Origin of the sequence: Anaeropeptidivorans aminofermentans (assembly GCF_940670685.1) — a bacterium.
Lineage (GTDB): Bacteria > Bacillota > Clostridia > Lachnospirales > UBA5962 > Anaeropeptidivorans > Anaeropeptidivorans aminofermentans.
This window is the reverse complement of record NZ_OW711693.1, coordinates 2,535,360-2,561,627: the sequence shown is the minus strand read 5'-3', so window position 1 is coordinate 2,561,627 and position 26,268 is coordinate 2,535,360. Positions and strand designations below refer to the sequence as shown.

The 26,268-nt window shown below is 42.3% G+C and carries 24 protein-coding genes; 3 read left to right on the top strand and 21 right to left on the bottom strand.

The window, feature by feature from the left end; all coding sequences use genetic code 11:
* Nucleotides 1–140 precede the first annotated feature (140 nt).
* From NBX03_RS10795 to NBX03_RS10760, 8 genes are all read right to left on the bottom strand, one after another.
* Entirely contained in the window at nt 141–422 is a 282-nt protein-coding gene (locus tag NBX03_RS10795) for a hypothetical protein (RefSeq protein WP_250227785.1), read from the bottom strand.
* Nucleotides 388–2,778 carry an ATP-binding cassette domain-containing protein gene (locus NBX03_RS10790; protein ID WP_250227784.1) on the bottom strand — a complete coding sequence of 797 codons (2,391 nt, stop codon included), beginning with the start codon at nt 2,776–2,778 and terminating at the stop codon, nt 388–390. The genes NBX03_RS10795 and NBX03_RS10790 overlap by 35 nt, the downstream gene beginning before the upstream one ends.
* On the bottom strand, nt 2,762–6,082 hold the full coding sequence (locus tag NBX03_RS10785) for a DEAD/DEAH box helicase family protein (RefSeq protein WP_250227783.1): 3,321 nt from the start codon (nt 6,080–6,082) through the stop codon (nt 2,762–2,764). The genes NBX03_RS10790 and NBX03_RS10785 overlap by 17 nt, the downstream gene beginning before the upstream one ends.
* A gap of 27 nt (nt 6,083–6,109) precedes the next feature.
* Complete coding sequence (locus NBX03_RS10780; RefSeq protein ID WP_250227782.1) at nt 6,110–6,610, bottom strand: hypothetical protein; 501 nt, start codon at nt 6,608–6,610, stop codon at nt 6,110–6,112.
* The gene (locus tag NBX03_RS10775) at nt 6,603–7,721 is read right to left on the bottom strand and encodes a restriction endonuclease subunit S (RefSeq protein WP_250227781.1); all 1,119 of its coding nucleotides are present in this window, start codon (nt 7,719–7,721) and stop codon (nt 6,603–6,605) included. The genes NBX03_RS10780 and NBX03_RS10775 overlap by 8 nt, the downstream gene beginning before the upstream one ends.
* Nucleotides 7,714–9,186 (bottom strand): class I SAM-dependent DNA methyltransferase, encoded by a 1,473-nt coding sequence (locus NBX03_RS10770; RefSeq protein ID WP_250227780.1) that lies wholly within the window; start codon nt 9,184–9,186, stop codon nt 7,714–7,716. Before NBX03_RS10770 ends, NBX03_RS10775 begins: the two co-directional genes overlap by 8 nt.
* A gap of 37 nt (nt 9,187–9,223) precedes the next feature.
* On the bottom strand, nt 9,224–9,403 hold the full coding sequence (locus NBX03_RS10765) for a helix-turn-helix domain-containing protein (protein WP_250227779.1): 180 nt from the start codon (nt 9,401–9,403) through the stop codon (nt 9,224–9,226).
* A gap of 82 nt (nt 9,404–9,485) precedes the next feature.
* The gene (locus NBX03_RS10760; RefSeq protein WP_250227778.1) at nt 9,486–9,977 is read right to left on the bottom strand and encodes an SLOG family protein; all 492 of its coding nucleotides are present in this window, start codon (nt 9,975–9,977) and stop codon (nt 9,486–9,488) included.
* A gap of 120 nt (nt 9,978–10,097) precedes the next feature.
* On the opposite strand from NBX03_RS10760, the gene NBX03_RS10755 reads away from it, so the two are divergent.
* Complete coding sequence (locus NBX03_RS10755; RefSeq protein ID WP_250227777.1) at nt 10,098–10,277, top strand: hypothetical protein; 180 nt, start codon at nt 10,098–10,100, stop codon at nt 10,275–10,277.
* A 45-nt stretch (nt 10,278–10,322) separates the two neighbouring features.
* Here NBX03_RS10755 and NBX03_RS10750 read toward each other — a convergent pair whose 3' ends face one another.
* The 5 genes from NBX03_RS10750 to NBX03_RS10730 all read right to left on the bottom strand — a co-directional run bounded on the left by NBX03_RS10750 (nt 10,323) and on the right by NBX03_RS10730 (nt 14,650).
* On the bottom strand, nt 10,323–11,450 hold the full coding sequence (locus NBX03_RS10750; RefSeq protein ID WP_250227776.1) for a plasmid recombination protein: 1,128 nt from the start codon (nt 11,448–11,450) through the stop codon (nt 10,323–10,325).
* A gap of 434 nt (nt 11,451–11,884) precedes the next feature.
* Nucleotides 11,885–13,036 carry an AAA family ATPase gene (locus NBX03_RS10745; RefSeq protein ID WP_334303380.1) on the bottom strand — a complete coding sequence of 384 codons (1,152 nt, stop codon included), beginning with the start codon at nt 13,034–13,036 and terminating at the stop codon, nt 11,885–11,887.
* A gap of 2 nt (nt 13,037–13,038) precedes the next feature.
* Nucleotides 13,039–13,362 (bottom strand): plasmid mobilization protein, encoded by a 324-nt coding sequence (locus NBX03_RS10740; protein ID WP_250227774.1) that lies wholly within the window; start codon nt 13,360–13,362, stop codon nt 13,039–13,041.
* Between the two features lie 5 nt (nt 13,363–13,367).
* Nucleotides 13,368–14,450 carry a site-specific integrase gene (locus NBX03_RS10735; protein WP_250227773.1) on the bottom strand — a complete coding sequence of 361 codons (1,083 nt, stop codon included), beginning with the start codon at nt 14,448–14,450 and terminating at the stop codon, nt 13,368–13,370.
* The gene (locus tag NBX03_RS10730; RefSeq protein WP_250227772.1) at nt 14,450–14,650 is read right to left on the bottom strand and encodes a MerR family transcriptional regulator; all 201 of its coding nucleotides are present in this window, start codon (nt 14,648–14,650) and stop codon (nt 14,450–14,452) included. Before NBX03_RS10730 ends, NBX03_RS10735 begins: the two co-directional genes overlap by 1 nt.
* A gap of 301 nt (nt 14,651–14,951) precedes the next feature.
* On the opposite strand from NBX03_RS10730, the gene NBX03_RS10725 reads away from it, so the two are divergent.
* Together NBX03_RS10725 and NBX03_RS10720 are read left to right on the top strand one after the other, a co-directional pair.
* Nucleotides 14,952–15,473 carry a helix-turn-helix domain-containing protein gene (locus NBX03_RS10725; protein ID WP_250227771.1) on the top strand — a complete coding sequence of 174 codons (522 nt, stop codon included), beginning with the start codon at nt 14,952–14,954 and terminating at the stop codon, nt 15,471–15,473.
* Nucleotides 15,474–15,509: 36 nt separating this feature from the next.
* Nucleotides 15,510–15,743: a hypothetical protein gene (locus NBX03_RS10720; protein ID WP_250227770.1), complete on the top strand. Its 234-nt coding sequence runs from the start codon at nt 15,510–15,512 to the stop codon at nt 15,741–15,743.
* A gap of 205 nt (nt 15,744–15,948) precedes the next feature.
* Here the strand turns inward: NBX03_RS10720 and guaA are convergent, their stop codons facing one another.
* From guaA to NBX03_RS10680, 8 genes are all read right to left on the bottom strand, one after another.
* Nucleotides 15,949–17,484 carry a glutamine-hydrolyzing GMP synthase gene (gene guaA, locus NBX03_RS10715; RefSeq protein ID WP_250227769.1) on the bottom strand — a complete coding sequence of 512 codons (1,536 nt, stop codon included), beginning with the start codon at nt 17,482–17,484 and terminating at the stop codon, nt 15,949–15,951.
* Between the two features lie 198 nt (nt 17,485–17,682).
* Complete coding sequence (gene guaB, locus NBX03_RS10710) at nt 17,683–19,137, bottom strand: IMP dehydrogenase (protein ID WP_250227768.1); 1,455 nt, start codon at nt 19,135–19,137, stop codon at nt 17,683–17,685.
* Nucleotides 19,138–19,847: 710 nt separating this feature from the next.
* Nucleotides 19,848–21,149 carry an ATP-dependent Clp protease ATP-binding subunit ClpX gene (clpX, locus tag NBX03_RS10705; protein ID WP_250227767.1) on the bottom strand — a complete coding sequence of 434 codons (1,302 nt, stop codon included), beginning with the start codon at nt 21,147–21,149 and terminating at the stop codon, nt 19,848–19,850.
* A gap of 11 nt (nt 21,150–21,160) precedes the next feature.
* Complete coding sequence (clpP, locus tag NBX03_RS10700) at nt 21,161–21,748, bottom strand: ATP-dependent Clp endopeptidase proteolytic subunit ClpP (protein WP_250227766.1); 588 nt, start codon at nt 21,746–21,748, stop codon at nt 21,161–21,163.
* Between the two features lie 279 nt (nt 21,749–22,027).
* On the bottom strand, nt 22,028–23,320 hold the full coding sequence (tig, locus tag NBX03_RS10695) for a trigger factor (protein ID WP_250227765.1): 1,293 nt from the start codon (nt 23,318–23,320) through the stop codon (nt 22,028–22,030).
* 113 nt (nt 23,321–23,433) lie between these two features.
* Entirely contained in the window at nt 23,434–23,733 is a 300-nt protein-coding gene (locus NBX03_RS10690) for a DUF503 domain-containing protein (RefSeq protein ID WP_323373227.1), read from the bottom strand.
* 204 nt (nt 23,734–23,937) lie between these two features.
* Nucleotides 23,938–24,582 carry a rhomboid family intramembrane serine protease gene (locus NBX03_RS10685; RefSeq protein WP_250227764.1) on the bottom strand — a complete coding sequence of 215 codons (645 nt, stop codon included), beginning with the start codon at nt 24,580–24,582 and terminating at the stop codon, nt 23,938–23,940.
* Between the two features lie 57 nt (nt 24,583–24,639).
* Nucleotides 24,640–26,256 carry a putative manganese-dependent inorganic diphosphatase gene (locus NBX03_RS10680; protein ID WP_250227763.1) on the bottom strand — a complete coding sequence of 539 codons (1,617 nt, stop codon included), beginning with the start codon at nt 26,254–26,256 and terminating at the stop codon, nt 24,640–24,642.
* Between the last annotated feature and the right edge of the window lie 12 nt (nt 26,257–26,268).

Sequence of the window (26,268 nt, the reverse complement as noted above, 5' to 3'; positions counted from 1 at the left end):
CCACATTGCGAACATCGTGCAAAATACCTTTTGATTGCTCTTCGGGAAAATTATCGAGGTTCAACCTCATATAACAAAGATTGCTTTTTTGTCGAACTTCTACACAGACAACCTAAAAAACAATCGTTTATTACGTCTGTTCAAACAGTCGGAGAACTGTTTGAGGGCACAATGATCGCATTCACCTTTTTTGACACATCTGTGAGCAACTCGACAAAAAACTCCAAAACTTGTTTATCGACACCTAATACATTTTCAGATACAACGGAATATTGATCACCAACCGCAAATCCAATTATTTCATAGATTTTGTCAGCAGAGATGCTTCTATTTTGTGCATCAATAATGTGTTTTTCCTCATCGTTGACAAGAATTTTTATGGATTTATCAGCGTTCATGATCAGTTTTATGACTTTTTCCATAGACCTTTAGCCTCTTTTCTATAGTTTCCTTTCCGCCATCCATGTTCTTTGCAATGAGGTCAAGGATATCGGTTTGTTCATCTTCATACTCTAAACATCCATTATAGGTTGAAATTTCACCATTATTATTCTTAACAAAGATTACGTTATCTACATCCAAGTTGACAACTAATAGAGGATTATGAGTCACAAAAATAATTTGCTTTCTATCTCGTATAGCGTTAAAATATCCAATCAGCTTTTGGCTGATATTATTATTAGATATATTATCTTCAGGCTGGTCTATTATTAAGACACTCCAGTCCTGATCGTCCTGCGTGAAGAATTTATAATAAGATAGCGACATTTCTCCAAGTGTGTTTCCTACTTGTTGGTCAGCCCCATCCATTATATAATCATTTGTCTTTGTAGCATCTGCGATAAATTTTTCGAAATTCTCTGTCCACTTTGTGCTGATATCTGTAGTAGAAGTACACCCCATGATTGCTGTTGAAAACAATTCAAATGTCTTGATCTCTTGAAGCTTTTGGGGATCCCTATATTCCTTTACAAACATTTTCGTATAAAAGCTATCCAACATAGAAACCCCGTTATATGCAGCCTCACGGTTAAAGTAAAATCCTTGCTTCGGATTTTTAGTTGCTCCTTCCAAAATAGGTGGGGTAGCAGTCCACTCAATATCCATCACAGAAGCTTTGATAGCCGCAGTGACAGCATCAATCAACTGCCGCTTTTTCTTTCCATATTCCTTAATCTCTCGATCCTTTGTTGATGAGTTTTCCTTTACTTTTCGCAAATAATCATCTATGGAGCCATGTATAATATTCTTGACATTTGCTTCATAGTTTACTGTTTTCCACTTGCGGTCAACATCATCACTTATAGATTTTAATTCACTAACAACTCGTTCTAACTGTTTTTTATACTGTTCAAAGTAGGCATCACTTAATAAGGCATTTGCTTTTTTCAGTAGGTTATCAATATCTTTATGCGCTTTTTCGTGTGGGTTGTCTGTGCTTTCGAAGCTTTCATTGCCCGTAATATCAATGTAGTAGTTTTTTGCAATCATTCCATCTTCATAGGTGATGATGTGCTTAGAAAGAGAACTCAATGCGTCTTGCTTCGCAATAAGCGTTTCAATCCCTTTTTTCAAGGCATCAGAATATGTAGAATACGCTTCTTTGAATGGCAAACAATCCAACTCTTTGAAGTTGGTCTCACCACCAGCCGAAAACAAGGTTTTTTCATTGAATTTTCTTATTATTTGCCCTTGCTCAATATACCTTATCTTTTGAGGATCAATAGCATTATTTGCTTTGAGAGCATTATCACGTACAAGTTTTTTTACATGCGCTTCTGATGTTTTCCCATTGAGTAATTTCAGCAATGTGGTTTTGCCAGATCCATTTTCGCCTATAATTGCATTTATGCCATTTACAAGGGGAAGCAGCTGATCTTTTATTTCTATGCTGTCAATAATGCTTGTGCTGTTATTCTCGCTACAGTTAAATCTTGTCTCTGGCGAAGTAACAGCCATAAGCAGTCCTTTGAAGGTAGGCAATACTTTAGCCTTAGAATGATAGAAGTCTTTGTTTTGATTTCTGGAATCATGATATGGATAACAAGACCAATCATGGCAGTCACTCCCCGAAAAAAGGGAAATTGGCAGCTGCAACTCTTTTAGGTTATTAAGCAATATCCCTTCAACCTTAGGCTTTTGAAATTCAAGGGCATTTATATAGCCAACCCTAATGATTTCTTCTACATTGATTGCCGAGTCGCTTAGCGAGTTATGATTGCCGCTTTGATTATGGATATTTTTCCTCTGTGATGCAATTAAAATTGTATCAAGACCAGTAGCTTTTAGAATATCCTCAAAATCTTTCTTAGCATATGCTTCTTGGGTATCCGTCAATAAATTTGTTTGTAGACCAGCATTAATTCTGTTAAACTTATCAGCTTCATTGTTTGCATCAAATATTGCTATAATGTGACATTTACCCATTCCCTCATCGATAATAACATCAAACTCTACTCCAGCTAATACAGCCCTGACATTAGGATAGGGATGGTCGCTTTGCGTCAAAATACTGTTGATTTCCGCATAAAGCTCTGGGTCAAAGCGGTTATGGTCTGTTATTGAAAAAAGTGCAACATTGTGCCGGTTAAGTTGAGCGAGAAGCACCCCGAGGTTTTCTTTAGTGGATTGGTCAACAATGCCTGCACTCTCTTTGTATTCACTTGCTTTCGAGTGAATATGTAAATCAAACTTTATAATCGAATTTAGTACGTTCTTCACCAAAACACCCTCTTTGCTACTTTCTTTCATTATGTTTGGTCTACGCCGCCACTGCATTCCGATTAATCCCCTCAATCACAGCCCGCAAATCCATAAACACCGCCACATCATCAAACAGTTCGCTGACACTGCCCTGATCCGTAAATGGACTTTCCTGTAGCACAGACAAGTCCTTCAGCATACCGTTTTTTACGATGTAGTTCACGACCTGCCGAACAAAGTACATCTGTCTGCTGTCCAGCTCCGCATCGTTGAGAAAGCGGGAGAATGCCTCGTTTGCCGCCTTTTGGTCAAGGCCAACGATAGAGCGCACAAGCTCACCTAGTGGTGTTTTACCATACTGTGCATCATACTGCTCCTTCGTGCCTAATTCATTCCAAAGAATATGTTCCAGTGCGTGCACGTCCACCGGCGTCAAAGGTCGATTACCTTTTAGCTTGGCAATAGCGGGAATGTCTTGATGCTGCAAAATATAATAATTCACTTTTTTCTTATACTGAGCCAGATCATCGTTATCCAACTGCGATTCGTTCCATTCCATAGTAAGAATGTCGTCGGTAAAGTCAGTATCGTAACGCACCCGATCGCTTTCAGGAACAAATTTGATCAAATCACGTAATTTGACACGAATATCCTCGTAATCCGATATCCCTGCTCGTTCCAAAAAATTGTTATGCAGTATCTGCTCCAGCAAGTCTTTTTGCGCTGCAATAGCCGGAATCGTACCGTATTTGGAAAGTTCATCCGCCTTGCGGAGCACATCGTTTTTTGCCCGTTTGTAACTCTTTTCAGTCAGCATCGCAAGCTCAATCTGGTAAATAAGCTGGTCGAAACGAGCGGCAGAAACATCGTCGCCTGACGGCAAAATCAGCGGCGCGACGTGCTCCGCAATCTGCAGCGTGTTTTCATAGGTCAACGTAGAAAAATCATCTTCGCCCTGGTATTTGTCAATGATACGCAAATGCTGCTTAACGGCAAAATTTTCTCTTGGTAGCGCTTTTATCTGCGTTACCAAATTTCGAACCAGTTCTTTACGATAGCTTTGCATCCGCTCCGTTTGGAAGGGGAGTTCTTGCAGCTTATACACCATTTCCACTTTTGTATTGAAGGTGCGCTCCTGCAAAGTGGCAACCGTTCCGGCTTCTCGTCCCTTGGTGTGTAACCGAAAGAAATCAAAATTTCCGCACAAATCAAAGATATAAAACTGCTGCTTGTCTTTGCCGTCAATCAACCCTTCACAGATGCGTGTACCGCGCCCAATCATTTGCCAAAACTTCGCGCGGCTAAGTACCTTTTTAAAAAAGACAAGATTTAATATCTCCGGCACATCAACGCCGGTGTCCAACATATCCACAGAAATAGCGATCTGCGGAAACTTGCTCTTATCCGAAAAATCGTCAATTAAGCTTTGTGCGTAATTGGCGTAGTTGTCGATCACACGAGCGTAGTGTGTTGGATAGCCCGGAAACTCCTTATTCCACACCTCAAGAATTTTCTCCGCATGCTTATGGTTTTTTGCAAAAACGATGGTCTTTCCGATTTTCTCACCATATTTCACGCGCTGACCGTGCTGCATGAGAACATGCAGTGCCTTTTTAATAGTATCCTGATTGAAAATCCACTCATTGAGTGCGCTGGAATCAATGCTGTCTGGAATGTTGCCGTCTTCATCGGCAAAGGTGTTTTCATACTCTTCCTGTTCTTCCGGAGAAAGATCCGCATAGGTAATGCCTTCGGTCATGAATTTCAGTTCGGTCTCAATGGAAACAAAGTCTACCAGATAACCGTCCTTCACCGCTCGGGAAAGCTCGTACCCATAGGTCGGCACCCCGCTTTCCAGGTCGAAAATGCCATAGGTGTTTTTATCAATCTCGTCCTTGGGCGTAGCCGTCAGGCCAACCAGAAGCGCGTCAAAGTAAGTGAAAATATCCTTATATTTATTGTAAATGCTGCGGTGGGCCTCATCTACAATGATGAGGTCAAAATGCCCCGGAGTAAACAGCCGATCCCCCTTTTCATCACAGGTTGCGTCAATACAGTTCATCATCGTCTGGTAAGTGGAGAACACCGCGCGGGCGCTTGCCTCTTCCTTGCCCTCGGTGAGGTTGCACAGGGAAAGGTTCGGAAGCTGGTTGTGAAAGGCACGCTTTGCCTGCGTGACCAAAGCGTTTCGATCTGCTAAAAACAACACGTTTTTCACCCAGCCATGCCGGATGAGTACGTCTACCAGGGAAATGACCGTTCTTGTTTTTCCACTTCCAGTGGCCATGACCAGCAGAGCTTTGCGCCGGTTCCGCTCACCAAATGCATCGCAGACCGCCTGAATGGCTTCTTTTTGATAATAGCGGTTGGATATTTCGTCGCTGACCCGCACACCTTTAAGAGAGGTACGATCGTGCATTTTATTAAACTCTTTTTCCAAGTCACGCTTGGAGTAGATGCCAGAAACCTGCCGCTCCGGATAATATTTGTCGCTCCAGATGCGGGTTTCATAGCCATTGGTTAGGAAGATAACAGGGCGCTGACCGGTTTTCTTTTCCAGAAAATCGGCATAAAGCTTGGCCTGCTGGCGGCCCTTTTCTACGTTGACACTGGTGCGCTTGGCCTCGATGACCGCCAAAGGCAGGCCGTTATCCCCCAGCAGCACATAATCGGCTTTGCCTTTGCCTGCTTTATTGGGCATCTCATCAATGGGATATTCCTCCACCCAATGGGGGCCGCGCTGCCAGCCTGCGTCCTGCAGCATTACGTCAATATATGCCTTGCGGGTTTCGGCCTCGGTCATATCCATGGGCTTGACGGTATAGCCCTGTTTGAGCTGTGCTACACGCTTGGCGGTGAGCTTTTCTCTCTTGGGAAAGTTCTCGTCCAGCAAAGCAGCGAAATCCAATTCTTCCGGTGGTTCCGGTGTAACAGGCGCTGCGGTATGCGTCAACACATCCAATAGGGATTTGTCAAAGGCAATTTCTTTATAGTCCGTTCCGTAGCAATAGGCGACAAAATCCAGAAAACTATGTAGATTTTGCAGCGCCAGTACCGCCTGATCACGGCTGACCCCCTTGGGGTTGTGGGTGGCGTTGTTGCCCACCTTGCGCAAATAGTTCAGCTTTGTGCTCATGCCGGACGGAATCAAATCTTTAAAATTCTCGGTACTGATGAGAGTGACCAGCTTGTCCTCGTAAGGCATCGTGAGAGAGCCATCCACGCTGTAGACCCACTTCACCGCAAACTCCAGCGCCGTGCGGCAAGCTGTAGCGCACAGAGCCGGAGAAATGGGCAGAACACGTTCCGCCGAAACCGCAGCCTCGGCAAATGGCTCAAATTGTGGGTCTTTTAGTAGAAAATCAAAGTTGGTCTGCATGGCGGCACCTCGATATTGATTGGAATATCATTTTTTGCGATTCTGAGAAGCATTTCCTCCTTGGGAGGACTTCTTGTTTCCCCATGAACGTATAGTATCAGCACAAATATTTGTCAATGGTTCTCCAATGGCGACTTTGTAGTTAAACCCCAGCAATTGCATTGTTTTTAGCGTATCTACACTAATTAAGCTCTTAAACTGTTCAAATGTATCCACAGGTATATCAGGTGAAAAGCTTCTTAATATTTCTAACACGTTTGATACAGTAAATTCTAAATGATGAATATCCTCATCACTTATAATAATCCTATCAAGTTCCGACTTATATGCCTGTGCGATTCGCACAGCTTCATCACGCTCATTCAGAAGCTCATTTACCATTTCATCATATACATTCCGAAGCTTTTCATTGTCTTTTATCTCTTTTGCAGCTTTGATTTTAGTCGTTACCGCGGTTGCTGTACCTTTTACCGCTAAGGTTGACAGTTGGACTGCAAGGTCTACCATTGCCGTGTTAAGATTATTCATTAAACATTTCCCCCTTAAAACACTTTTGCATCAGAGATTTGTAATTTTTCTCCAGTTTGGCAAGGGATTGCTGGAGTAAGGATTTTTGGGCTTCGACTTGCTGGACAAAGTCGGCAAATTGAGTTTGGAGGGTGATGGGTGGAATAGGCAATTCAACTTTGTTTAGTTTAGCAATTGTAAGCCGAGTTATGGCTGCTCCTCCCATATTACCTCTTATTGCCGAGTACATATTCTTATTATTTAATACACCACACAGATATTCACCAGTAACTATTAAACGATTTTGCTTTAATAAGGCAACACTTGACAACATAGTAAACGGTTCCTGAAGTGTATTAACTATTGCAATACCAGTCGTGACACCATCTTTAATATATAGAACATCACCACACTCTGGGTTACATCGAGCATAGATTTGATTATGCACATCAGTTTTCACGTAGGTTATGTTTGAAAAATCTAAACCTCCAGGCTTTATGTTCTTAGCTGTAATATACATATAATCACCGCTCTGATAACTTTCAGGGGAAAAATGTGTTCCATCAGTTAACTTTGTACAAATATCTTTAAGACTTTGAACACCCCACCCCATCGGATTTGTCACCGGGTCGCCGAACATTTCAATAAACTGCGATTTGACCAGCAAATCCAGCTTTTCAATCTGCGCCTTGCGCTTTTCAATGAGGGCGCTGGCGCAGTCAAGTGCATCGGCAATTTGTTGCTGCACGGGCAACGGTGGGAGGGGAATTTTAATTTTTAGTAAGTTTGCTTTTGTCAGGCTTGGTATTGTAACAGTTGTGTTTAACGTTTCAAAGTCAAATTGCTCACAAAAGTAAAATAGATATTTAGGATGTAGAATGTTTTTTGCACATAGACCAAACGCAGTATCGACATTCCAAAAAGGTTCTTCGACAAATATAGGACGATTAATCGTTCCTTTTCGTCCTATCACCACAGTATTGGCTTCACATAAATAGTCATCGGCATAACCCATTACTCCGCCGCTTCCGTAAATAGGGTACTTCCCTGATGGATTTTCTACCTGTTTCTGGTTTTTTCCATTTATTATGGTAAGTACCTCGTCAAAAGCAACTATCTTCCACTTACCCACGCAGCACCGCCTCCAGTTCTGCAAGGCCTGCGGTAATCTCCATTTCTAGCTCGTTGAGTTCGGTCAAAATCTCCAGCGGGTGGGGATACTCCTCCTCCACATAGGCACTCTGCTTGTACTTGTTGATGGAAAGGTCGTAGTCATTGCCCACAATCTCATCCTTTGGCACAAGGAAGCTTTGCTCGGTACGCTGGCGATTTTCTTCCGCATCCTGCGCATGGAAGCGCGTCACGATATCTGGGATATCGCTTCTGTTCAGCGCTGTGCGCTTGTCATCCAAACTGTAACCGTCGCTCTGCATATCATAAAACCAAACCTTGTTGGTGCCACCAGCGCCGGTCTTGGTAAATACGATGACAGCGGTAGAAACCCCGGCGTAGGGCTTAAATACGCCGGAAGGCATGGAAATAACCGCTTCCAGCCTGTGGTTTTCTACGATATCTTTCCGGATATCCTTGTGCGCCTTGCTAGAGCCAAAGAGCACACCATCGGGCACGATGGATGCACAGCGTCCGCCATTTTTCAGCATCCGCAAAATCAGCGCCAGAAACAGAAGTTCGGTCTTTTTCGTCTTGGCCACTTTCAGCAGGTCGGTGGAAACAATGTCATAATCCAGACTGCCTTTAAAAGGGGGATTCGTTAGGATTTTTGTGTATCGTCCGGTGTCCGTGTTTTTGTCAGACAGGCTGTCCCTATATTCGATGTTAGGGTTTCTGATGCCGTGGGTCATCATGTTCATGGCCCCGATACGCAGCATTGTCCGATCCATATCGTAGCCGGTGAACATGGTGCTATCGTAATGTTTCTTGGCCTGTTTATTATAAAAAATCTCGTCTAAATAATGCTCTTTGAGATATTCGCCCGCTGCTACCAAAAAACCACTGGTGCCGCAAGCCGGATCACAGATTACGTCATCCGGCTGCAAATCCAGCAGTTCCACCATCATGCGGATGATGTGGCGCGGAGTGCGGAATTGGCCGTTCGTGCCTGCTGTAGATAGTTTCGAGAGCATATATTCATACAAATCGCCCCGGGCATCCTGCTTGTCGGGCATCTTTTCAATATAGGCATACAGTTCATCCAGCGCAGTTACGATCTTCTCCAAAAGCTGGGGAGTGGGCACCTTAAAAATAGCGTCCGCCATGTACTTGGCATAAGTGCCGCTTTTTCCATTTAATTTCTTGATAAACGGAAACACTTCCCCCTGCATGATCTGATACATGGTTTCAGCAGGCCTATCTCGTAGGGCAGACCATTTCAAGTACTCTTTTCCCGCAAACATACTGGTATATGAAATATCCAGCATACCGCTTTCCCGCTGACGCTCCTGGTCGCTCTTGTCAAGGTCACGAATAAACATTAAATATGTTATTTGCTCAATGACGTCCAGCGGGTTCGTGAGGCCCCCTGTCCAAAACATTTCCCACAGCCTGTCGACTTTATTTTTCAGCTCGCCTGTAATCATTTGTAGTCATCCTTTATGTATCATCCATCAAATAGACTTATTCTTTAGAGGTTTTATCGCTGCGGCCATCCTGCGGTTTCTGAGCATCCTCAGGAATCACCCAAGCGTTACCGAAACGAACGGCTCCCGGTATACGGCCTGTAGCGCATAAAAGCTGCACTTGTCTGGGGGTAACGCCCCATTTTTCGGCAGCTTCCTTTGTCGTCATTCCATTCATTCTTTCTAAATCTCCTTGGAAAGATATGTTATCGACATTATATCGCAGAAACGAAATTTATACAATCCATTTTGACAAGATATTATAAGAAGTGCATTCGCTGTTCGGCTACGTTAAGTATCTTAAGTCCTTTTTTTCGCGCATATTTTACGGTTTGATCTGTCCCGCTGAATGGATGCAGATGAGCACATATACAGTACGCAGACCGCTCCACCATATAACGATTTCGCTTTTTCATACAACCATTAGAGTATTCCTCCGAAACATAGATGACCTCATCGGCTTCGGCAATGATGTTGTGGTATAACCGTTTTTGCTCATCAGACCAAAATTCATCTTGATTTTTGCAGGGTAGCGCGAAAATCAATCGAATCTTGCGGCCCATCTCTTTTTTAGCAATAATCAAAGAGGCGGCAATCTGGTCAAAACCCAATGCACCGCCCGAGATAAAATCCGTTACCCCCATGTTGATAAGATTCTCGACCTCTTGATCCAAGCGTATTATGATTTGCTCGATTTTTTCTTTAGGAAGTTTTCTGTGCCCGATAAAGCAACAGGTTGATGCTTTGTCCATTCAAAATCAGTCCTCTCAAAATATTATGCACTAACATTTAGTGCATAATAGGATTGTATCACAAAATACACTTAAAATAAATGTGTAACAAGTGTATTTCAAGTGATTGGAGCGGACAATTTGAAAAAGAATAAGCATATCAGCATCCGTATCGACGAGGATGTATTGCAAAAATTTCATTATGTGGCTAAATATGAAGATCGCTCAGCCAGCGGCCAAATTATGTTTTTAATAAACAACTGTATACGGGAATTTGAAGAAAAGCATGGCAAAATTGAATTACCACCTGAGAAGAAGTAAAGGCTTGCTACCACAGCGAGCCTTTACTTCTTACGATTTTATTTTTTAACGAGCATCCCGCGTCTGCCGTTGATCCTTGTTCCTACCCAGCAGATGAGCAAGACCGTGTTGCTCAATGATTGATTTGTAGAAGCTGTTGCGTTGCTTCAGCTCCTTATTTTCCTTCTGCAAACTTCCCACATTGAGTTGTCCACGGACAGAGCGATACTGGTCAAGCTGCCTCGTGAGTGACGATATTGTTTCCGTCAGCTCCGCGACCTTGGCTTTTAATCCGGCGATGGTTTTTTCAGCGGCTTGCAAGAGCTTTTCGAGCTTTCGCTCTTTTTTCACCTGGACAACATATTTCTGCGCCGCTGTTACAAGTGTTTTATAGTCCACCTTCTCCAGCATTACCTTTGAGGAAAGAGGAACATTTTTTGCCTCAATTTGTTCAACAGCCTGAACATCCACCTGCTTATTTTGTAGCTTTTCTATGGTTTCTTCCAGAGAAGCAACTTCTTTTGATCGCTGCACTTTTTTATAATCCATAACACTTAAATGCTCATCGTGAGTACCAAGTTGTTCCCATTCGATACCGTGTCGCTCCATCACATGTGAAAGCTGCTCCTTTTCGGATTTAACCCACTGGCTCCATTCGGTATCGCCGCGGGTGCCGCCAATAAAACCCTGCGCGGCTAACGCCTGCTTAAGTGACACGCGGGTATCCAGGCCGCGTTTACTGCCTGTGATGAATGGCACAAAATCCACATGCAGGTGGGGTGTAGCCTCGTCCATGTGGAGATGAGCGGAGAAGACTTTCAGGTGCGGATTTCGATCCTGAAAGCTCTGCATGAAGTCATCGAGAACCTTTGCGGCAAGCTGACCGTCCTCGCTCTCTGCGGCCATATTTTCTTTGTTTCCCACTTGAAATATAACCTCATAAAAGAGCTTCTCCTGTTTGCCCGTCCGAATTTTTTCGTAGTAATCATTAATGCAGCGGTCGGCGCGTTTTTGTTTGGCGTTATATCTTAGGAGAGCTTCATCGAAAAGCTCATGATAAACATCTTTGATGGGCATGTTACAATATGAAATATTGAGCTGAGTACGCTCGGCATCTATATTGGTTGCCTTGAATTGGCGGCTGTTGTGATTGACGGAACCTTTACCGAGCATGACACTGATCGTGCGCTTCATTGCATCCTCCTTCTTTTCGGCGGGTATCCGGCAAAGCCGGGGTTTTGTTACTTTTTTCAAAAGTAACGCAAAAGCACTTTTGACACTGCGTATCAAAAGCGCCCTTGCGCCCTACGGGGTGGAGGGGGCTTTGCCCTGCCGCCTGCGGTCGGCTCCCCAGTGCTCATCGCCCTTTGAAAAGGGCGGCCGCACGGCTTCCCGAAACTTTGTCACTCGCCGTTAGGCAGGAGGAAAAGCGTTGCTTTCCCTCCGCTGGCGAGTGTTGTCCGCGGCGCGGCGTCAAGGGGTTTGGGTTGTATTTGCTGACGCAAATCTCCACCCTCAGGTATGCCCCCTTGACTTTGCGCCCGCTCCCCGTGTCGGTCGTGACGATTGTGACGGTATTTTTGATACTGTCACCACTCTCGGAAATATCGACACGACCGTCACCATCGTCACGCATGGGAATTATCCAGCGTCAGCTTGATCGTCCTTCCGGCATGGGTACGGCTGCTCTCATAGCGGATGCCATATTCGTTCCACAGCCTATCTGCCCCGACATTTAATTTTCGTGTCAGAACATTTGGCTGAATATCCATCCTATCCAATCCATCAATCAATTCCGTTGCGCTGCCGCTCCAACTCGGAGCGACATCCGTTACAAGACGAGCAACGGCTTCAAGTATCGGATCAGACGGCTCTTTCCAAAGCTGCGTTTCCTTATCGGTCAACTGCCACAAACAACGGTCACGGTCAAAGAGAAGATGCAACTTTTGATCCTGCTGATCTCTGCCGACGATTTCCAAAATGGCCTTGTTCTCTGTGCGTTTTTCCTTCTGCATAATGAACGCGCCATCCGCTGCGCCAAGCAGACCGTTTGTGCCGGATATGGTATCAAAGGAATCGTCTGCCGATTGCTTTCGCGTGTGATGGACGAGCATAACGCAGACATTGTGATGGTCTGCAAATTGCTTGAGTTTGGTTACAATTTCATAGTCGCTGGCGTAGCTGTATTTTTCGCCGCCAACCTCACGTACCTTTTGCAAAGTGTCGATGATAATGAGCCTCGTATCGGGATGCTCGCTGACGAATTTCATGAGCTGACCATCTAACCCTTCGCTCACGTTTTTGGCGTGAGTCGCAAAATAGAAATTATCTATGCTGTCCATACCAAACATCCGCGACAGCCGCTTTTGCAGCCGTGCATAGTCATCCTCCAGCGCGAGATAGAGAACGGTGCCTCTGTGAACGGGGTACTCCCATAAGGGAATACCCCCGCTCACATGGTAACCAAGCTGCGCCATGAAGAAGGATTTTCCGACCTTGGGCGCTCCGGCGAACAGGTACGCGCCGGAGCATAACAGTCCATCAATTACCTGCGCCCTCGGCTGGTAAACTGTGTCATACAGCTCTGTGAGGGAAACGGTGTGTAGATAATCGGGATTGTTCATTTTTCGAAAATAATCATTTATATAATCGTCCTCGAAATCATCATTGATTTTTGGCTCATCTTCGGGTATACTAGTTTCAAGTTTTAGCGATGGTGATTGCCCTTCGCCTGTTACAGCAGACGAATACAGGGCGGTCACTTTTTCTTTGGTTTCGATCATCAGCACTCCTCCTTTAATCCATCCATTGTTTTAGTGACAAGCTGGATCGTATCCAGCAAGTCATCGTCAACCTGTTCGCCGGAGGCAATGCGCTGCAATTCTTCCAACACGGCAGCAAGCTGATTGCGGAGGGCTTTATACACGCGGGGATTGCCCTGTACCACAATATCCAAGCATTGCAGCCGCCGGACGATATAATCCTGCTTGGTCAGACCGGAAAGACGAACGGCGGTCTCAATCCGCTCATCTTCCTCCGGCGATACGCGGAACGCCACAGTCTTGTTGCGCCAGCGGCCTTTATTGTCTAAACTTTTTAGTGACATAGTATTCAAACTCCTTTCCCGGTTCTTTGAACATCCAGTTTTTCCGCCATTTCCGTCTGCCGCGTGGGAAACAAATGTGCATAACGATACGTAATGTCGATGCTCTCATGTCCCACGCGATCGGCAATCGCCAGAGCTGTAAAGCCCATATCAATCAACAAACTTATGTGGCTGTGTCTCAAATCATGGATTCTGATCCGCTTTACTCCGGTTTCCTTGGTGCCTCTATCCATCTCGTGATGAAGATAATGCTTGCTGATGGGAAAAATTCGGCTATCCGGCTCCACGTTGTAAAACTGCTTGAGATAGTCCTGCATTTCACCGCACAAGAACTGCGGCATGGTTATGATGCGATTGCTCTTTTTGGTTTTGGGCGTTGTGATGACATCCTGTCCTTTTAGCCGTTGGTAGGATTTGTTGATGCGCACCGTCTCGTTTTCAAAGTCGAAGTCTGCCGGGGTGAGCGCCAGAAGTTCTCCCTCTCGGATTCCACACCAGTAAAGCATCTCAAAGGCGTAGTAGGACATGGGTTTATCCATCATGGCATCGGAAAACCTTTCATATTCTTCCTTTGTCCAAAAGAGCATTTCCCGGCGTTCCTCTGTCCCCATATTGCCCGCCCTCTGCGCAGGGTTGAGTTGCAGGCCATAGTATCGGATGGCATGGTTGAAAATGCAGCTAAGCTGGTTATGAACTGTTTTTAGATAGGTCAGGGAGTAATGCTTTCCCTTGGAATCCGTCAATTCCCGTATTTCATTTTGCCAGTCGATAATGTCCTTTGCCGTAATCTCAGATAGCTTACGTTTCCTAAAATACGGAAGAATTTTCTTTTGGATGATGCTGTCCTTGGTCAACCATGTGTTCAATTTGAGCTTGGGCTTAATGTCCTTTTCGTAAAGCTGAACAAAGCTCTCAAATGTCATATTCACATCTGCTGTCTTTTGTTGGAGAAACTCCCGCTCCCACGCCAGGGCCTCCTTCTTGGTGGTGAAGCCACGCTTCAACTTCTGCTGCCGCTCGCCTTTCCAGTCAGTGTAGCGGAATTGCACATACCATGTGCCATTATCGTAATTCTTAAAAGCTGCCATCAGATACTCCTTCCTTGCTGATCGCGGGTTCCATAAAACTTCTCATAGAAGAACTTTCTGTCGATTCGGCCAGAGATCGTGATGCAGCCGGTCTTTTTCAGTTCCGCGTTCATGGAACGGATTAGCTTGTAGGCGTAAGGCTTGGAAACTCCCAATTCCTCCGCTACTTCCTCAACTCGCAAAAACATTTGTCCTGCCACTTAAATACCTCCTGTTCTTGCCCTTTTGGGCATAGTGATTTCTTTAGTGTCGGAATTACTTTCTGGCCGCCATCCGATTCGCCCGGGCGGACGCGCCATTACCGTGACGCGCGACGGTTATTTTGCTTCAACTTAACTATATTTATTTAAGTTTCTTTCATTATACTAACACTATTCCGTTAAGTCAAGCGGTTTTCAGGATAATCCTTAACCTTTTTATTTAAGTTTTTCTTGACTATCCTTAAACATATATGCTATACTCATGCCATAGGACAATTAACTATGAACAGGGGGCGATGCTATGGCAATCGGTGAAAGAATCCGGTTTATCCGCAATCTGCGCGGCATGACGCAGAAGTATCTTGGAATGGCCATCGGCTTCACTGAAAAGACAGCCGATGTTCGCATGGCACAATATGAATCCGGCGCTCGAACGCCGAAAGAAAGCATGACTGCCGATCTCGCGAATGTCTTGGGCGTTTGCTCACAGGCTTTGGCTGTACCCGACATTGACAGCGATATTGGCCTGATGCACACACTGTTTGCGCTAGAGGATTTGCGCGGTCTGAAAGTATCGGAGCTTGACGGTGAGCTGTGCCTGCGACTGGACAAGTCCAAGGGCATGACTTATGTTGGAATGCTCGAAATGCTTTCCGCTTGGCATGAACAGGCCGCAAAGCTGGAGGCAGGGGAAATTTCTAAAGAGCAATACGACCAGTGGCGGTACAGATATCCCGAATTTGACACCACACAGCGGTGGGTAAAGGTTCCATCTCAAGAACTCAGCGATGCCATTGTAAAAGCCGCAAAAAAGAAGAAATAGGCAACCATATCTAATTGCTTTTGGAGGGAAAGTAATATGTCTAAGCTAGATAATGATTCATGGAACGAGGATGTTTTGGATTGCTTAATTAAGATTGAAACTGACATTTTTTCTTTGAATGATGTCTACATGTTTGAGGCACATCTCTCTATGCTGCACCCGGATAACAAAAATGTTAGGGCAAAGATCAGACAACAGCTGCAATTATTACGAGATTATGGGAAAATTGAGTTTGTTGATAATCGTGGGACATATAGAAAGCTTTTTTAACTAAAAATATAAAACGGTCTTGCCGACTTTCAAAAGTCAGCAAGACCGTTTTATTTAGGATAAATCCAGATTTACCTGCAAACCACCTGCTATACGGGAGTAAACAGAGTAAATCGGGAAATGGCTTCTGCTATCAATCTGCTATCAAATGGCGAAAACAAGCCCCAAAAGTCCTGAGATTTCAAGGCTTTTGGGGCTTCGTTAATTATTCCCACTCTATAGTTGCCGGTGGCTTAGATGTAATATCATAAACGACTCTATTTACTTCTTTTACTTCGTTTACAAGTCTTATAGAGATGGATTCTAATACTTCATAGGGGATTCTTGCCCAGTCAGCGGTCATGGCGTCGAGGCTTGTTACGCCGCGGAGGGCTATGGTGTAGCCGTAGGTTCTTTCATCTCCCATGACGCCTACTGAACGAAGGCCAGTGAGGACTGCAAAGTATTGCCATATTTCACGGTCAAGGCCGGCTTTTGCGATTTCGTCACGGAAGATAAAATCAGCTTTACGAAGAATATCCAGCTTTTCTTTGGTAATATCTCCGATGACTCTTATGGCAAGGCCTGGGCCGGGGAAGGGCTGACGGAAAACAAGCTTTTCGGGAATGCCTAAGGCAAGGCCTACCTTTCTTACTTCGTCTTTAAATAAATCACGTAAAGGTTCAATAATTTCTTCGAAGTCGATAACGTCGGGAAGGCCGCCTACGTTGTGATGGCTTTTTATTACGGCTGAATTTTTTGTTCCGCTTTCGATTACGTCGGCATAGATGGTTCCTTGGACAAGGAAGTCAACAGAGCCGATTTTTTTAGCTTCTTCTTCAAAAACACGGATAAATTCTTCACCGATGATTTTGCGCTTTGTTTCAGGGTCAGAAATGCCTTTAAGCTTAGATAGGAATCTGTCTTCTGCATTTACTCTTATGAAGTTTACGTCAAATTGCTTTGTGAATATTTCTTCGACTTCATCACCTTCATTAAGACGCATAAGGCCGTGGTCCACAAAGATACAGGTGAGATTCTTGCCGATGGCTTTATTTACCATGACGGCAGCAACAGTTGAGTCAACACCGCCGGAAAGGGCGCAGAGAACCTTTTTATCGCCGATTTTTTCTTTGAGGGCCTTTACATGTTCTGTGGCAATGTCTGCCATAATCCAGTCGCCTGAACAGCCGCAGATTTCAAAAAGGAAGTTGGTAAGTATTTGATTTCCGTAAGGAGTGTGGTTTACCTCTGGGTGGAACTGAACGCCGTAGATTTTATTTTTATTGTCGGCGATAGCTCCTGTGGGGCAGGAAGGGGTAGATGCAATAATTTCAAAACCTGTAGGAGGTGTTTTTATATAATAAGTATGGCTCATCCAAGAGGAAGTGTTTTCAGGAACATCTCTAAAAAGAATGTTTTCAGCGTTTACTTTTAAATCGGTTTTGCCGTATTCTCTGTTTTCGGAAGGCGTTATTTCTCCGCCGAATATATGGCCTATCAGCTGGCAGCCGTAACAAATGCCGAGAACAGGAATGTTAAGCTCAAAAAGTTCTTTCTCTACAATAGGAGCATCTTTTTCCGTAACTACGCTGGGGCCTCCTGTAAAGATGATTCCCTTTGGATTTTTTTTCTTTATTTCCTCCAGAGGCGTGTCGTAGCTCATAACTTCACAATAAACATTAAGGTCGCGGACACGTCTTGCAATAAGCTGATTGTACTGACCGCCGAAATCTAAAATTAAAACCAGTTCGTGATTCACTTTTACCTTCCCTTCCGTTTCTTACATGAACAATTTACTTTTATGGAAATGGTGATTAATCGTATAAATTCCTTATGATGGTTACGCTGTAAATCTATAGCATGCCTGCAAAAGATAAAAGGAATTTTTATGAAAAATATTACTGACAGTCCAATTTGCAAGCATGCTCCAGTGAAGACAACAATAGAAAATTAAATTTTAGTATTCTACACTGTAGTTTGGTGATTCTTTTGTTATCTGAATGTCATGAGGATGGCTTTCTCTTAAGCCTGCGGAGGTTATTTTTACAAACTGAGCCTTTGTTCTAAGCTCTTCGATAGTTTGGGTTCCGCAGTAGCCCATACCTGCTCTAAGACCGCCTAAAAGCTGGAATACCACCTCTGCAGCGGGGCCTTTGTAGGCGATTCTTCCTTCAACGCCTTCAGGAACGAATTTTTTATTTTCCTCCTGGAAATATCTGTCTTTGGAACCTTTTTCCATAGCGGCAAGAGAACCCATGCCTCTATACACCTTGTATTTTCTTCCCTGATAAAGCTCTATATCTCCGGGGCTTTCATCACAGCCGCCGAAAAGGCTTCCAATCATAACGCTATCGGCACCTGCGGCAATGGCTTTTACTACATCGCCGGAGAATTTGATTCCACCGTCTGCAATAATGGGGATGTTGTATTTACCTGCTGCCTCAGCACAGTCAAAGATTGCCGTAATTTGAGGAACACCGATACCTGCTATAATTCTTGTAGTGCAGATGGAGCCGGGGCCGATTCCTACCTTAACAGCATCTGCGCCTGCCTTTATAAGGGCCTCAGTAGCTTCTCCCGTTGCAACGTTTCCTGCAATAAGTTCAAGGTTAGGGAAGGTTTCTTTTAATTTATATACCGTATCAAGAACAAATCTTGAATGTCCGTGGGCAGTATCTATGATAACAACGTCTACGTGGGCTTCTACAAGGGCCCTTACCCTGTCAAAAACATTGCTTGTATTGCCGATGGCAGCGCCTACTAAAAGCCTGCCTTTTTTATCTTTTGCACTGTTAGGGTATTTTATGGTTTTTTCAATATCTTTTATGGTGATTAAGCCTTTCAAATTACCCTTATCATCTATCATCGGTAGCTTTTCTATTTTGTACTTGGTGAGTATATTTTTTGCTTCCTCAATAGTTGTTCCTTCAGGAGCGGTAACAAGGTTTTCCTTAGTCATAACCTCGTATATTTTCTTATTGTGGTCTGTTTCAAATCTTAAGTCCCTGTTGGTAATGATGCCAACAAGCTTATTGTTTTCCGTAATAGGAACGCCTGATATATGGTAAGTGCCCATTAATTCATCGGCCTCGTAAACATAATGGTTAGGAGAAAGGAAGAAGGGGTCTGTGATTACACCATGTTCGCTTCTTTTTACCTTATCGACTTCCATGGCCTGCTCTTCGATAGACATATTTTTATGTATTATGCCTATCCCTCCTTGCCTGGCCATGGCGATTGCCATTCTTGACTCTGTAACCGTGTCCATTCCGGCACTTAATAGGGGAGCGTTTAACATTATGTTATTGGTAAGCCTTGTGGAAAGGTTAACATCTTTCGGAAGAAAGTTGGCCTCTGCCGGTATCAGCAGAACGTCATCAAAGGTCAGGCCTTCTTTAACAAGTTTATGCATCTAAAATCCTCCTTTTAAATTAATAAGCATAAATATATGAAAAGTTAATTTTTAATTGATTTGGCTGGTTTTTATGTTGTTTCGTAAGAGTAAATATTCCTCATACATTTTCCTTTGGAAAATGTATTCGTAAACCAAATCAAGCGAAGCTTGACTTAATTTATTATTTTATAAATATAAGTTTTTCGTCATATATTCCCTTCGGAAATATATTCGTAAAGCAAATTAAGATTTGCTTAATTTGCTTTACATTATACCACAATTTTGTCGTTCTATTATATATTTTACTTTGCAAAATATATATGTAAAAAAGCCTTGGAATAAGGACTTTTTCACAAATAAATTATAACGGCTTAAACATAGCGGAATAAAATATAAGATTAATATAATTTTTTAAGGTTTTTATTGTAAGCTAACTTTATATTCCTCATTAAGTATCTAAAAAACAAAAGCATCGCCGAGGAGCAATGTAATCCTTTAAACGAGTTAAGCTTATATCAAAGGTAAACCAAAGAAAATCAAAGGTTCCCTTTATTATTTGAGGTCTAATCTTCATGGGCTATAAAAAGCTTTCAAATATATTAACATATCCCTTTTTTAATAACAACATATTTATTATAAAAAAAGCCGGCCAATTTATGCCGGGCAAGCTCTTTTAAGGGCTATCTCAAAGGAGACAGCCCATTAAAAGAGCATAAGCTCTTATTTTATTAAACCACAGATACTTTTTTGGAACGGGCTTTTTTTATCTTTTTAGGTATGGGCTGGCGATCGGGGTTATTTATGATGGTTGCTTCTTCAGTCTTTCTGACAGTGCCTTCGGTTATAATGACCTTTTCTATGGTATTATCCGAAGGGATGCGGTACATAATATCTGTCATAAATTCTTCAACGATTGCTCTTAAACCTCTGGCACCGGTGTTTCTTTCAATTGCTATTTCTGCAATGGCTTTGAGAGCATCATCTTCAAATTCAAGATAAACATTGTCCAGTTCAAACATATATTGATATTGCTTTATGATAGCATTTTTAGGCTTTGTAAGTATGGATACAAGAGCATCTGTATCAAGAGGAGATAAAGCAACCGTAACGGGAAGCCTTCCTACAAGCTCCGGTATAAGACCAAATTTTTGAAGGTCCTGGGGCTGGAGGTTTTTCAAAATCTCATCTTTATCCTTAAGCCTTTCTTCTTTTGTTTTTGTTTCTGCGCCGAACCCTATGACTTTTTTATTGAGTCTTTGCTCGATAATCTGTTCAAGGCCGCTGAAGGCACCGCCGCATATAAAAAGTATATTTGAAGTATCTATCTGCAGAAATTCCTGATGAGGGTGCTTCCTTCCGCCTTGAGGCGGAACAGAGGCTAAGGTTCCTTCGAGTATCTTAAGCAGGGCCTGCTGAACGCCTTCTCCGCTTACATCTCTTGTAATGGAAGGATTCTCGGATTTTCTGGCTATTTTATCTATTTCATCAATAAAAATGATGCCATGCTGGGCTCTTTCGATGTCATAGTCCGCCGCAAGTATAAGCCTTAAAAGAATATTTTCAACGTCTTCGCCTACATATCCGGCTTCTGTAAGGCTGGTAGCGTCCGAAATGGCGAAAGGAACGTTTAAAAGCTTAGCCATGGTTTGGGCAAGATAGGTTTTTCCTACGCCTGTAGGGCCCACAAGCAAAATATTGCTTTTTTGTACTTCAATATCGTCGCTTACGTCAAGAGAGGCTATTCTTTTATAATGATTATAAACGGCTACGGCAAGGGACTTTTTAGCATTATCTTGACCTATGACGTATTCGTCCAGTTTATTTTTCATGGTCTCCGGGCTTGGAAGCCCAAAGTCACTGGTAAAGTCAAAATAATCGTAATAGTCTTCGTCCAGCAATTCAAGGCATTGCTTGATGCAGTCGTTGCAGATATAGACATTCGGGCCTGCGATAAGTCTTCTTACTTGGTCCTGAGGTCTATTGCAAAAAGAGCATCTAAGCTGTTTTTTGCTCTCATTGTTAGAGGCCATAATATATCTCCTTATTTATGTTTTATAATAACATCATCAATCAGGCCGTATTCCTTGGCGTCTTCGGCGGACATGAAGAAATCTCTCTCCGTGTCTCTTGCGATAATGTCGTAAGGCTTTCCGGTATTTTCGGAAAGTATTTTGTTAAGCTTATCCTTTGTTTTGATAATCCAGTCTGCGTGTATTTTAATATCTGTTGCCTGACCTCTTGCTCCGCCTAAAGGCTGATGAATCATAACTTCGGAGTTAGGGAGGGCAAAGCGTTTACCTTTCTGACCGCCGGCAAGAAGAAAAGCGCCCATGCTTGCGGCCATGCCTACGCATATGGTAGAAACGTCGGCTTTTATGTGCTGCATTGTGTCATATATGGCTAAGCCTGCCGTAACTGAGCCGCCGGGGCTGTTGATATAGAAGTTAATATCCTTATCGGGGTCTTCAGCGTCAAGGAAGAGAAGCTGAGCAACTATAAGGCTTGCAGTAACGTCGTTAACTTCGTCGCTTAAAAATATGATTCTATCCTTCAGCAAGCGGGAATAAATATCGTAGGAGCGTTCGCCTCTGCTGGTTTGTTCTATTACATATGGTACTAAACTACTCATTTTGATTCCTCCTTGTAAAAATAATGTATGAACAATTCTAAAAATATGATTAAAAAATTTTTCTCATAACCATAAAGCAGATAAGAGAAAAATTTCTATTAACTTATATTATAGCATAAATATAGCTTTTACGAATACATTTCCCTACATGAAATATGTTCGTAAATGAAATCAAATATAGTCTTATTTCATTTATATTATACGAAAAACATCGTTTTTTGTATATTGGCCTGAATAGTTAAATTCCCTTTTGCTATTAACAAAAGGGAAATAAAAACTTTATTGGCCTACTGCATTTTCGACTATATAATCAAGAGCTTTTCTAACTGCTATATCTTTTTTAAGTCCTTCTTTATCTTCAGGCCTTAAAATGTTTTCAAGTCTTTCTTTTTCCATTTGATAGTTTTCAGCTAATTTGTTTAATTCTGCGTCAATATCTTCTTCTGTTACAGGGAAGCCTTCTTTATTTGCGATAGCTTCAAGGACCAAACGGCTTTTAACCTGATTTTCAGCATTTGCTCTGTAGGCTTCTCTGAGAGAATCCATATCCTGGCCAACATACTGAAGATATGTTTCAAGAGGAAGGCCTTGCATACGAAGCTGATTGGCAAAATCATTCACCATGTTTTCTATTTGGTTTTCAATCATAACAGGAGGTACGTCCATTTTAGCTTTTTCTGTAACAGCTTTAACGATGTCGTTTTCCTTTTTGTTTTTGATTTCTTCTTCCTTAGCGGAAAGAAGCTTTTCTTTTATGCTGTTTTTATATTCATCAAGAGTATCAAATTCGGATACGTCCTGAGCAAGATCATCATCTGCTTCAGGAAGCTCTTTGAATTTGATGCCGTTTATTTTAACCTTAAAGAGGGCAGGTTTGCCGTTAAGCTCTTCCTTGCCGTATTCTTCAGGGAATTTAACGTTTACGTCTTTTTCTTCTCCGATATTAAGGCCTGTTAACTGCTCTTCAAAGGTATCTATAAAGGTCTTTGAACCTATTGTAAGCTCATAATTTTCTCCTTTGCCGCCTTCAAAGGCAACTCCGTCGACAAAGCCTTCGAAATCAAGCGTTACGATATCGCCGTCCTGAACTGGGCGGTCTGTAACAGGAACGATTCTTGCATTTTGCTCTCTTACTTTATTGATTTCAGCTTCGATTTCACTATCTTCTATAACAGCCTCAGCGATTTCGTATTGAACGCCTTTGTAATCTTCTGCTTCGATTGAAACCTCAGGCTTTACGAATACTTCGGCAGTGAGTACAACGCCGTTTTCAGCAGAAATTTCTTCAATGTCTATTTCCGGACGGCTTACGGTGTCAAGGTTAAGCTCTTTAACAGCACTATCATAAGCGTCTGGAAGAACAATATTAACGGCATCTTCGTAGAAAATTTCCTTGCCGAAATTCATTTCAATAATCTTTCTCGGAGCTTTTCCCTTTCTGAAGCCGGGAATATTTATTTTTCCTCTGTTTCTTTTGTAAGCTTCCTGAATGCCTTCTTCGAATTTTTCAGGGCTTATTTCAAATGTTATCTTCACTTTGTTAGTTTCAACTGTTTCAAATCTGCTACCCATTTGGTGCGAGCCTCCTCAACTTCCTATTTATCCTAGATATAAACACAAAAACAATGGCACAGCACTATATTGTACCATAGAAAAGATGTAAAATCCATACCACTGAGAGGATTTTACAATATTTCGATGGAAATGTCAATTATGACGGCTTCCGAAAAAGTCTCAATATAATTTAAAACGTGCTGTATAATGCTGTTGGCATGCCCTGTATCGTTCGTCACGCAAGCAAAGCCAATGGCAGCATTTTTAATGATATCCTGATTGTCGACTTCTGCAACGGATATATTGAATTTATTTTTAAGCCTTGCAATGAGGCTTTTTAAAACCATACGCTTTTCTTTAAGAGTATTGGCCTGTTCAATTGACAAATAAACCGTACACACGCCTACAATCATAGCAACCTCGTAAAACATAATTCTTTCTTTCAAAACATAGTTTCGAAAGAAAGTTCAATATATATCAAATATATCAAAATTTAACACTTTGTACAAGAGTTTTATAATAAGTTATTATGTAAAATCCATAAAAAATTATGAAAAGTGCTAAATTAAGAAACACTTGTTGTCGAAAGAAAAAATTCCTGTGAAATGAGAAGGCTTCACAGGAAAATTACTTCGTTATATTTCTTCATCTTCTTCTACAGGGGGCTTAACTAAAAGAGGGCTTGGCATATCTTTTTCAGATGCTTTTTTATGATTCACCTTGTTATTTAAAAAGGCTCCGCTTAATGCCCCTATGAAGGCTCCTGCAATATGGGTGATTTGAGCAATATTATCATCATTCATAAATGCGGCGTAAATTTCTCTTCCAATAAATATTACGATTACAAGGATGAGGGTTAGGGGAATACGGCCCTTTTGATAATTTGCGTAGGAGCTTATGAGTATCAGGAAAAATACGATGCCGCTTGCCCCTAAAAGAATACTGTTAAACAGTATAATATGAAGAACACCTGTTATAAATGCCGTGAAAAGAAGCATTAAAAGAAGGTTTAGCGAACCGTATTTTTCTTCCACCATAGGGCCCAGAAGGAGAATAAGCATAAAATTATTGAAAAAGTGGGCAAAATCAATATGCCCCAAAGTGTGGGTGAAGACCCTAAAATAGCTTAAAGGATCAGAAAATGAGGATTTATATACAGAAAACAGTAAATAAGTTGATTTTTCCTTTGTGGCCATGCCCAAAAGAAGAGCGATAAAGGATAAAAGAGTAAAGGTAAGTATTACAGGGGAGTTATACTGTATTTTTCTAAGGATTTTCATAATTCACCTCCAAATTTATGCTTTGCAGGATATTTGCTGCTTTATGGTTTTAAAATTCTACTGAGCAGCGATGGTAAGCTTCGGAACGATTTGCTTTTTCCTTGAAACAACGCCAGGAAGGAAGATGGCATTTTCATCATGCTTCATACCAAAGGCTTTAAACAAGAGTTCCCGGCCTCTTCCGGCGGTAAGAAGCTCTGTTCCCCCTTCAGCGATATCTGTAATCATAAGAATAAATAAGTCACAGTAATTTTCATCTACAAGCTTTTCCATAGACGTAACAAGCTCTTGCTCGATGTTTACGATGCTTCTGAAATCGAGGGTGTTTACTTGGGCAATATAAGCCACATATTTTCCGAAGGTGAATTGTTTTCTGTCTATGGCGAGTATTTGCTCCGGCGTATATCCCTGCAAAGAAGTGCTTACTGCAAACATTTCTCTGCTGTACTTGTCGATGTCTACCTCGGCTATGGTTGCAAGCTTATGGGCAGCCATTTTATCGTCTTCCGTTGAGGTAGGAGAGAGAAATTTAAGGGTATCCGATAATATCGCACTTAAAAGAAGCCCCGCTATTTTACGGTTTATGGCGGCCTTTGCTTCAATAAACATTTTATAGATAATGGTTGCTGTGCTTCCTAAAGGCTCTGCTCTAATAAATACGGGGGAATCCGTCTGAACGTCTGCTACTCTGTGATGGTCAATGATTTCTATGATTTCTGCCTGTTCTATGCCGAAGATAGACTGGCTTCTTTCGTTATGGTCAACTAAGATGACCTTTTTCTTGTTATATTCAATAAGATGACGCCTTGATATGATTCCTACAAGATCACCGTTTCTGTCTACAACGGGAAAGTTTCTGTAAGAAGAGGATTGAACTACGTCTATAACATCATCAATAAAGGAATCTGCTGAAAAGGTAAGAATATTATCCTTTTTCATTAAAGAGCCTACGGATATGGACTGGTTTAACAGCCCTATGGTTTTAAATAATGATGATTTTACGCTGGCGACGGCATGTTTTCCCGGTTTCAGATCATCTATAGGCTGGGAATTTGTCAATATAAGGCAGCCGCACTGAGACTTTTTAGATATTTTCTTCGCCGTATCAAGATCATTTGTAATAACCACATCTTTTTCCGTAAGGGTTGAGATATCCTCTATGGTAGAGCCTATATATATGGCGCCTTCGATTTTTTCATAAGGGTAAGTGCCTTCGATTTTAAGAAAATCAAGAGTTTTTATAAGATTTTTAAATAAAACCTCATAGTTTGAGCCTAAATCCTCATCGGCAACTTTCATAAAAAGGTTGGTTATATCTCCGATGGAAATAATGCCTTCAAGCTTATTATCTTCCCCCATAACAGGAAGAATTCTGCTTCCTTTCTGGCTGCTTAAAACTGCCCATGCTGCTTTAAGGGGAGCATCCTTTTCAATAGATTCAGGCGTATATAAATCTAAATCCCTTAAAGAAGGGCTTATATCCGTAACAAGCTCAGGAACTTCAACGCCGAAATAATTCAGCACGAACTCAGTTTCATGGTTTACATTGCCAAGCCGAAAAGGCTTAACGTTTTGAAAGCCTAGCTGCTGTTTAAGCTCCGCATAGGCGATTGCGGAACAAATAGAATCCGTATCAGGATTTTTATGGCCTAAAATATAAACAGGTCTCTGCATTTCTATCACCTC